Origin of the sequence: Streptomyces sp. HmicA12, from assembly GCF_000373565.1 — a bacterium.
In the GTDB taxonomy this organism is placed as follows: Bacteria; Actinomycetota; Actinomycetes; order Streptomycetales; family Streptomycetaceae; genus Streptomyces.
In genome coordinates this window covers 201,657-209,505 of sequence record NZ_KB891806.1, presented here as the reverse complement: position 1 = coordinate 209,505, position 7,849 = coordinate 201,657, and the positions used below count along the sequence as shown (strand labels likewise).

The following is a 7,849-nucleotide window of genomic DNA, read 5'->3' as shown; positions in this document are numbered from 1 at the left end:
GGTCTCCCCTGCTCGGAGCTTGTCGGAGAGCTTGGGGAAGCGTGCCAGGCGTCGCGGGGCAGACGGGAGTTTGAAGACAGGCCCTAGCGCTGCCGCCCGGCCGCGTTCTCGACGAAGGCGCGCCATGCTGCCGCGCCGATCACGATGACGTCCCCGTCCGTGACCTTGGAGTCCCGGACGGGGACGACACCGGGAATGCCGTCGGCGACTTCGAGGCAGCTGCCGCCCTCCTGGTTGCTGTACGTGGACTTGCGCCAGTGGGTGGCACCCGTGAAGTCGTATGCGACCTCGACGCAGTTGCCGCCGTCGCCGTCGCTGTAACTGCTCGTGCGCCAGCGGGCGTTGCTCAGGTCGTACTCGCGCATCGTGTGTAGTCCTCCGCCACCGATTCGATGAAGGCCAGGGACGCCTCCGGCGGCAACGCGGCGACCCTGAGTAGATCGTAAGTGCGCTGGGCCCGCTTCACCACGGCCGGATCGTCGAGGAGCGTTCCCGAAAACGTCGTCTCTGTATAGGCGACGGGCGGCGCGTCCTCGAACTCCATGAGCGACAGCATCCCGGCCATGGAGGGGTAGGCCCCGTCTTCGCACGGGATCACCAGCACCAGCGCCTTCCGGGCGCGGATGAGCGACGCGATGTGTGTCAGCTGCTGTGCCATGGCCGCGGGGCCGCCCACCGGGGTGCGCAGGAGGTTCTCGTGCAGCACGGCCCAATACTCGGGCCGTGTAGCGTCGTCGAGGATGTGGGCGCGCTCCGTGCGCGCGGTCACCAGATCCTTCACGTACTCGTCGGTGACGAACGGGTTGAGCGCCAGGGTGGTTACCCGGGCGTACTCCGGGGTCTGCAGGAGCCCGGGGATCAATGACGGCGCGAACTCACAGATCTTCGTGGCCGTCCGCTCAAGCTCGACCACCTCCGCGAAGTACTCCGCGTACCGATGGTCGTCGATCAGGCTGCGCCACATCCGCTCGAAAATACCGCCGGTTTGCAGCGCCTCGTCAATCCTCTGGGCGACGTCCAACTGCGGTTTGCGAATTGCCTGTTCGAATTGGCCGATGTAGCCGCCCGAAACGAATACGCGTAAGCCCAGCTCCACTTGTGTGAGTCCGGCGTCCTCCCGGCACCGCTTCAACTCAAGGCCGAAGAACTCCCAGGCCGCCTGCCTCGAACCATTGGCCATTGCCAACCCCCAAGCTCTGCGCAGCACTTGTAGTGCGCAGACCTCTCCCCACTCTAGATACGAAACGCCACCGTTGAGGTGCGAAGCGTGAAATCGAATCGGGAAGGGGAGCCACGTGACGGAACGTACCGACCATGCCGCGCCGTGTGTGGAGGAGGCGGAGGAAACGGTGGAGAAATTGCGGGCCGCACTCGCGGGGGCGGGAATTGGGTTGCCCTCGCTCGGTCTCGACGCGGGGTCAATCGCGCGAACTGCCCCGTGTCCATTGGTGGAATTGGGACGTTGTTCGGTTGACGCGGCGGCCCGCCTGGCTGCCGCACTGATGGCGAGCGCGGACGACAGGAGTACCCCCCGATGAAACCGCCGATCGGTTCCTATGCCGTCGACACGAGCACGGGCCGGGTCGGCATGGTGATGGGGCACGAGGGGCCGTACGTACAGTTACGGCCCTTCGGGGGCGGCCGGGAGTGGGACTGTCCGCCCGACGTGCTGCGGGAGGCGACGACGACGGAGCGGCTGCGGGCCGCGACGGCGTACGCGAACCGCAGGAGCAGGGGCGAGGTGCCGTGAGGGGCCCGGCCCCGGGTTCAGCCCCGCAGGCGGAGGGCGGCCAGCCACAGGGACGGCCAGTCCAGGTGCGGGTCGGGCTGGGCGGGGCGGGCCTGCGGCTTCCGGCGGGGGCGGGGGAGGCGGGGCAGGCGCCCCGGCGTACGGGCGTCGGACATGACGTGGTCGTCTCCTCGGTGAGGTGAGGTGAGGTGAGGTGAGGTGAGGTGAGGTGAGGTGGGGTGAGCTGAGGCGAGATGCGATGCGACGCGACGGTCAGAAGGCAGGGAACGCGGCGCCGGACAGGTGGAACGGTTCGCGGTCGCCACGGAAGGCGCGCGAGGCGGCGGTCACCGCGCCGGGGCGCAGTTCCTCCACTCGGCCCGCGGCGGCGAGCGTGGTCAGGGTGGGGCCGCCGAGGTGGACGGAGGCGAGCGTGGCCGCCGACAGCCTCAAGTCAGGTGCCGAGATGGTGCGTTCGCAGGTGACGTCGTCGGCGCCGTCGGACCGGAGCCGGTAACGGCCGGTGTTCCAGGGGCAGAAGTCGTCCTCGACGTCGAGCACCAGGTCGAGGGCGGTCGCGTACCGGCGGGCGGTCAGTGCCCGGTCGACGTCGACGAGGCGGACCCAGAGGTTGTCGACGACCGTCGTGCTCGCGGCGCGCGGGTCGACCAGCAGGTGGTTGAGGGGTTCGTCGAGGGCGGCCTCGTAGCTGAGGTGGTCGTGCGCGTCGAGGTCGGCGAAGTAGCGCCACAGCGTCGCGTAGGACTGACGGGTCGTCGCCGCGAGTTCGACGATCCGGGCCGTGTCGCGGTGCGAGCGGTAGACGGCGTACCCGGTGACCTCGCCGGCCGGGTCGGTGTGGACGACGTACCGGAGGGCGGTGGCGCCGTCGCGGATGTGCGGGGCGTCGGCGTCGTAGAGGCGGGCGTTCCAGTACTTCTCCGTGCGGTCGACCCAGCCGGGGACGTCCTGGCGGGCCGCGTCGTAGACCTTCTCCAGGAGCGGGCGGGCCGCGTCCGCGTCGAGCAGACGCAGCGATCCCGCGCCGAAGTCCGTGTCGGGGCGCAGCGCCATGACCCGCTTGTCGGCCTCCACGACCGCCCGGTGGCTGGCGACGCCGTAGCCGTAGCGGCCGTAGATGGTGGCCTCGGCGGCGTTCAGCGCGGCGATCGGCTCACCGCCCGACTCGTGCAGATCGGTGAGCTGGCGGCGCATCATCGCCGTGAGGATGCCGCGGCGGCGGTGTGTCGGCAGGACCGCGACGAGCGTGATGCCCGCGACCGGCGTGCAGCCGCCGGGGACCGTCATCGTCCGGCCGTAGATCGAGACACCGCCGACGATGTCCGCGCCGTCGTACGCGGCGAGCGTGCGCTCCGGCTCGATGGTCCCGCGGGCGTCGCGGAGCGTGCCCTCGCGCCAGTCCTGGCCGTACGTCGTCGTGATCATCCGGGCCCATGCGTCGAACTCGTGGGGCTCGATGGTGCGGATCGGGTGGCTGTGCGTCGCATGGCTGCTGCTGTTCCGGCTGCTGTTCATGCTGTGAGCCTCGCCGGATAAACACCCTCGCCACATCAGGCGACTTCGGTATTTATGCTGGCCGGATGGTGGCGGATCGCGTGGTCAGCCCGGTGTGCGTCGGCCGCGACGACGCCCTGGGGACACTGGCACAGGCATGGCGTACGGCGGTCGAGCGGGGACCGGCCGTCGCGCTGGTCGCCGGGGAGGCGGGGATCGGGAAGTCACGCCTGCTCGCCGAGTTCGCGCGGGCGGCGGGGCCCGGGGTGCGGGTCGTCGAGGGCGCCTGCACGGAGTTCGGCGGGGAAGGGCTCGCGTACACGCCGTTCGTCGCGGTGCTGCGGCGCCTCGTCCGGGGCGGCGACGTCACCGTGGAGAGCGGACGCTACCGCGAACTGGCGCGCTGGCTGCCCGAGTTCGGCGAGCCCGGCGCGCCCGGCGCCACGGACACCGGCAAGCACCGGCTCTACGAGGAGGTCCTCGACCTCGTCGAGCGGGTTGCCGCCGACCGGCCGCTCGTCCTGGCCGTCGAGGACCTGCACTGGGCCGACGCCGCGTCCCGCGAACTGTTCGCCTTCCTCGCCCGCAACCTCACCGGGCCCGGCGTCCTGCTGCTCGCCACCTACCGGCCGGGCGAGGCCGACGCGGGCCGGCTCGGACCGCTCCTCGCCGAACTCGCCCGCGGCCCGCGCACCGTCACCGTGCGCCTGTCCCGGCTGAGCCGCGACGACGTCGGCCGGCAGCTCGCCGCGATCGTCGGCGACGTACCCGACGCGGCCACCGTGGCCCGCGTCCACCGCCGCAGCGATGGCAATCCGCTCTACGTCGAAGCGCTCGCGCACGCCGACGAGCGGACCCCGGACAGCCTGCGCGACCTGCTCCTGCACGGGCCGAGGACACTGGAGGACCCGGCGGCCCGGCGGCTCCTCGGCCTGCTGTCGGCGGGCGGCGGCACGGTCGAGCACCGCCTCCTCGTGGGCGTCGCCGAGGAGAGCGGACCCCAACTCGACGTCCTGCTGCGGACATTGATCGACCGCGGCCTGCTCGTGACGTCCGGCGACCGCTACGACTTCCGGCACGCCCTCATCCGGCACGCGGTCTACGAGGACCTGCTGCCCGGCGAACGCGCCCGCCTGCACGCCCGCTACGCCGAGGCCCTGCGCCAAACCGACGCCCACGCCGAACTGGCCGCGCACGCCCACGCCGCGGGCGACCCCGCCCAGGCCCTCGCCGCCGCCCACCGGGCCGCCCGCCGGGCCCGGTCCTCGTACGCGTACGAGGAACAGGTCCGCATGCTGGAACTCGTCGCCGAACTCTGGGACCAGGTCCCGGACGCGGCGAGGTCGGTGGAGGACGATCTGGCGGGTGTCCTGACCGACGCCGCCGAGGCCTGCATGTTCAGCGGGGCGTACCAACGCGGCGTCGAGCACGCCACCGCCGGGCTCGCCGCCCTCGACGAGGTGCGCGAACCCGAGCGCGCCGCGCTGCTCCTCGAACACCGCGGCAGGCTCCTCATCCGCCTCAACACCGTCGGCACCCCCGACTTCGAACGGGCGCTGCGGCTGCTCCCCGACGGCCCCGACCAGGTGCAGCGCGGACGCGTCCTCGGGATGCTGGCCATGGGCCAGAACCCCAAGGACCCCGTGGCGCGGCGGGCGTTCGACGAGGCGCTGCGCGTCGGCCGGCGCACCGGCGACCCGACGGTCACCGTCCGCGGCCTGCTGGGCGCGGGCGCCCGCCACCGCGACCTCGGGGCACTCGCCGAGGCCCGCACGCTCGCCGAGCGGCTCGACAGCATGGACCTGCTGCTCACCGTGCCGATGTACGAGACCACGGTGCACCTGCGCGGCGGCGACCACCGCCGCGCCGTCGAGGTGGCCCTGGAGGGCGCCCGCCGGGCCCACCGGTTCGGGCTCGGCCTCAGCCGGGGCGCCGACCTCACCTGCGACGCCGTACGCGGCCTGATCCTGGCCGGGGAGTGGGACCGGGCCGCCGCACTCGTCGAGGAGGCCCTCGCGCAGGGCCCGCCCCCGGTGCAGGACCAGGTGCTGCGCTCCCTCGCCGGACAGCTGGCGCTGCTGCGCGGCGACCTCGCCGCGGCGCAGGCGGCGCTGGCCGCGACCGCCCGCGCCCCGCACGACGTGATTCTGCGCCACCAGGCCCGGTGGCGGTGCCTGCTCGCCGTCGCCCAGGGGGACACGGAGCGCGCCGACCGGCTCGTGGGGGAGGCCCTGGACGATCCGGCGCTGGCCCACTTCTACGGTGTCGAGTCCCGGCCCGTCCTGATCGCGGCCGCCCTCGTGCAGCGGGCCCGGGGTTCCGCGGCGCGCCGTAGTCAACTGGATTCGCTCGACGCCGAGTTCGGGGTCGACGGGCGCCTCGACGAAGCGCAGCGCACCTTCTTGCACGCCCTGCTCGGCGACGATGACGACGACGGCGGCACCGGCTGGGCGGCGTCCGTCGCCGCGTGGCGCGACCTCGGGCAGCCCTACGAACTCGCGCAGAGCCTGCTGTACGCGGGGCGGGCCGCGCTCGCCGCCGGTGACACCGACGGCGCCGGGCCACTGCTCAAGGAGGCCGCCGAACTCGCCGACGGACTCGGCGCCGCCCCGCTCGCCCGCGAGATCGCCGAGGCCGCCGGGCCCGCCCCGGCCGCCGCCGTCACCGCCGACCGGCACGGTCTGACCGCCCGCGAACTCGACGTACTGGCCCTGATCGCCGAGGGATGGAGCAACCGCCAGATCGCCGCGCGGCTGCACATCTCGCCCAGCACGGCCGGGGTGCACGTCTCCCACATCCTGGCCAAGCTGGTCGTGGAGACGCGCACACAGGCCGCCGCCGTTGCCCACCGGGAAGGGCTGGTCTAGCGGGACCCGGGTGGCGGTGGCGCCGGGCGGCCGCTCGCCCGCCACATCAGGACCACGGCCACCACGACCAGGCCCGCGAACACCGCGCAGACCGCCACCATCCCGGTGTGCGCGGCGCGCAGCCCCGGCCCGGAGGCGGCGAAGAACAGCATCCCGAGCAGCGCGATGCCCAGCGAACTCGCGGCCTGCTGAGCCGTGTTGAGCATGCCCGACGCCGAGCCCGCCACGCCCTGGTCCACCTTGGACAGGGCCATGCCGAGGATCCCGGGATTGAGCAGGCCGTTGCCGAAACCGTTCAGGACGAGGGCGGGGATCAGCGCGGCGCCCGCCAACTTCCCCTCACTGACGGTGAGTTGCGTCGCCATCAGGCCCAGGCCGGTCAGGATGAGGAGGCCGCCCACGGCCGGTGAGCGCCTCCCGAACCGCGCCGTGAACCGGCCGCTCGCCAGCGCCCCCGCCGAAAAGAGCGCCGCCTGCGGAACGAAGAGGGCGCCCGCCGCGAGCGGGCTCTCGCCCAGGCCCGCCTGGAACAGCAGCGCCAGCGTGAACATGTACGAGCCGAAGTAGAGCTGGAAGGAACCGAACGCCGCCAGCAGCGTCAGATACGGGCGGTTGCCGAACAGCGCGGGGTTCAGGACCGGCTCGCCGCCGCGCACCCGCAACGCCCGCTGCCACCGCCAGGTCAGCCACGCCACCGGTGCGGCCGCCGCCAGACACAGCCACGTCCACGGCGGCCAGCCCTCGTCCCGGCCGAGCGCCAGCGGCACCAGGACCAGAGCCATCGTCGCCGTCACACCGAGAGCGCCGGGAACGTCGAACTGGCTCCGGCGGCCCGACAGCGGGGGCAGCAGACGCCAGGCCGCAAGCGAAGCGGCCACGCCCACCGGGATGTTGACCAGGAACACCGCGCGCCAGCCCAGCCCGAACACGTCCGCCTGCAACAGCATGCCGCCCACCAACTGGCCGCCGATCGCGCCCAGTCCACCCACCGCACCGTGCCAGGCCGTGGCCCGCCCCCGGTGCCCGGCCGGGAAACGCGCCGTCACGAGCGACAGCACCTGCGGCACCATCACCGCCGCCGACAGCCCCTGCAGCATGCGCCCGGCCACCAACTGCCCCGGATCCCTCGCCAGTCCGCACAACAGCGACGTCACCGTGAAGGCGGCCATGCCCGTCACGAACATCCGCCGGTAACCGAACCGGTCACCCAGCCGGCCGCCCGTGATCAGCCCCGCCGCGTACGCGAACGCGTAACCGGAGACGACGAGTTCGAGCGCCGCGTCGCTCGCACGCAGCTCCGCGCGCAGAGCCTCCGTGGCGACGTTCACCACGAAGAGGTCGAAGCTGCCCATGAACACGGCGCTCAGGGCGACCGCGAGCATGCGCCAGTCGGCGGACGCGGGGCCGGGGCCGGGCGCGGTCGACGCGGTGGTCGTGGTGCCGAGACGGATCTCTGCCATGACGCCCATCCGTATCATCGACCACGACCTGCCCGACGGGTATCTCGCCAAGCACCTCACGTCACCGGCCACGGCCGGAGTGCTGCACATCACGTCCCGGCCGAGCTGTGCGGCGGGCCGTGCGGGGTCGCGCAGGCCATGGACGAAGCGGACCGGGCCCGGCGGGAGGCGCTGCTGGCGCGGGGCGGGCCTGGCTCGTGGACCGGTCGGCGCCGCTGCCCCCTTCACATAGGAGAGCTCATTCCCGTAGGGGAGGCGGTTCGCGTGAGAGGGCTCAT

Annotated in this window: 8 protein-coding genes; 3 read left to right on the top strand and 5 right to left on the bottom strand. The window is 72.8% G+C overall.

What is annotated here, in order from left to right; genetic code table 11:
• Positions 1-83: 83 nt before the first annotated feature.
• The gene (locus tag B072_RS0116275) at positions 84-365 is read right to left on the bottom strand and encodes a DUF397 domain-containing protein (protein ID WP_018531024.1); all 282 of its coding nucleotides are present in this window, start codon (positions 363-365) and stop codon (positions 84-86) included.
• The gene (locus B072_RS0116270) at positions 347-1,180 is read right to left on the bottom strand and encodes a helix-turn-helix domain-containing protein (protein WP_018531023.1); all 834 of its coding nucleotides are present in this window, start codon (positions 1,178-1,180) and stop codon (positions 347-349) included. The genes B072_RS0116275 and B072_RS0116270 overlap by 19 nt, the downstream gene beginning before the upstream one ends.
• A 354-nt stretch (positions 1,181-1,534) precedes the next feature.
• Between B072_RS0116270 and B072_RS0116265 the strand changes: the two genes are divergently transcribed.
• Positions 1,535-1,750 (top strand): hypothetical protein, encoded by a 216-nt coding sequence (locus tag B072_RS0116265; RefSeq protein WP_018531022.1) that lies wholly within the window; start codon positions 1,535-1,537, stop codon positions 1,748-1,750.
• Between the two features lie 17 nt (positions 1,751-1,767).
• Here the strand turns inward: B072_RS0116265 and B072_RS48195 are convergent, their stop codons facing one another.
• Together B072_RS48195 and B072_RS0116255 are read right to left on the bottom strand one after the other, a co-directional pair.
• On the bottom strand, positions 1,768-1,905 hold the full coding sequence (locus B072_RS48195; RefSeq protein ID WP_018531021.1) for a hypothetical protein: 138 nt from the start codon (positions 1,903-1,905) through the stop codon (positions 1,768-1,770).
• Between the two features lie 97 nt (positions 1,906-2,002).
• Positions 2,003-3,265: a GNAT family N-acetyltransferase gene (locus B072_RS0116255; RefSeq protein WP_018531020.1), complete on the bottom strand. Its 1,263-nt coding sequence runs from the start codon at positions 3,263-3,265 to the stop codon at positions 2,003-2,005.
• A gap of 65 nt (positions 3,266-3,330) precedes the next feature.
• Here B072_RS0116255 and B072_RS49780 point away from each other — a divergent pair, with 65 nt between their 5' ends.
• Positions 3,331-6,111 (top strand): ATP-binding protein, encoded by a 2,781-nt coding sequence (locus tag B072_RS49780; RefSeq protein ID WP_043244064.1) that lies wholly within the window; start codon positions 3,331-3,333, stop codon positions 6,109-6,111.
• On the opposite strand, the gene B072_RS0116245 is transcribed toward B072_RS49780, so the two are convergent.
• The gene (locus tag B072_RS0116245) at positions 6,108-7,571 is read right to left on the bottom strand and encodes an MFS transporter (RefSeq protein ID WP_158689198.1); all 1,464 of its coding nucleotides are present in this window, start codon (positions 7,569-7,571) and stop codon (positions 6,108-6,110) included. The genes B072_RS49780 and B072_RS0116245 overlap by 4 nt on opposite strands.
• On the opposite strand from B072_RS0116245, the gene B072_RS48190 reads away from it, so the two are divergent.
• Positions 7,570-7,803 carry a hypothetical protein gene (locus B072_RS48190; RefSeq protein ID WP_158689197.1) on the top strand — a complete coding sequence of 78 codons (234 nt, stop codon included), beginning with the start codon at positions 7,570-7,572 and terminating at the stop codon, positions 7,801-7,803. The two genes, B072_RS0116245 and B072_RS48190, sit on opposite strands and share 2 nt — an antisense overlap.
• The last annotated feature ends 46 nt before the right edge of the window (positions 7,804-7,849 follow it).

Excerpts from the sequence above, each read along its gene's own strand:
- B072_RS0116275 (WP_018531024.1), bottom strand. The coding sequence starts at position 365 with ATGCGCGAGTACGACCTGAGCAACGCCCGCTGGCGCACGAGCAGTTAC.
- B072_RS0116270 (WP_018531023.1), bottom strand. The coding sequence starts at position 1,180 with ATGGCCAATGGTTCGAGGCAGGCGGCCTGGGAGTTCTTCGGCCTTGAG.
- B072_RS0116265 (WP_018531022.1), top strand. The coding sequence starts at position 1,535 with ATGAAACCGCCGATCGGTTCCTATGCCGTCGACACGAGCACGGGCCGG.
- B072_RS48195 (WP_018531021.1), bottom strand. The coding sequence starts at position 1,905 with ATGTCCGACGCCCGTACGCCGGGGCGCCTGCCCCGCCTCCCCCGCCCC.
- B072_RS0116255 (WP_018531020.1), bottom strand. The coding sequence starts at position 3,265 with ATGAACAGCAGCCGGAACAGCAGCAGCCATGCGACGCACAGCCACCCG.
- B072_RS49780 (WP_043244064.1), top strand. The coding sequence starts at position 3,331 with ATGGTGGCGGATCGCGTGGTCAGCCCGGTGTGCGTCGGCCGCGACGAC.
- B072_RS48190 (WP_158689197.1), top strand. The coding sequence starts at position 7,570 with ATGACGCCCATCCGTATCATCGACCACGACCTGCCCGACGGGTATCTC.
- B072_RS0116245 (WP_158689198.1), bottom strand. The coding sequence starts at position 7,571 with ATGGCAGAGATCCGTCTCGGCACCACGACCACCGCGTCGACCGCGCCC.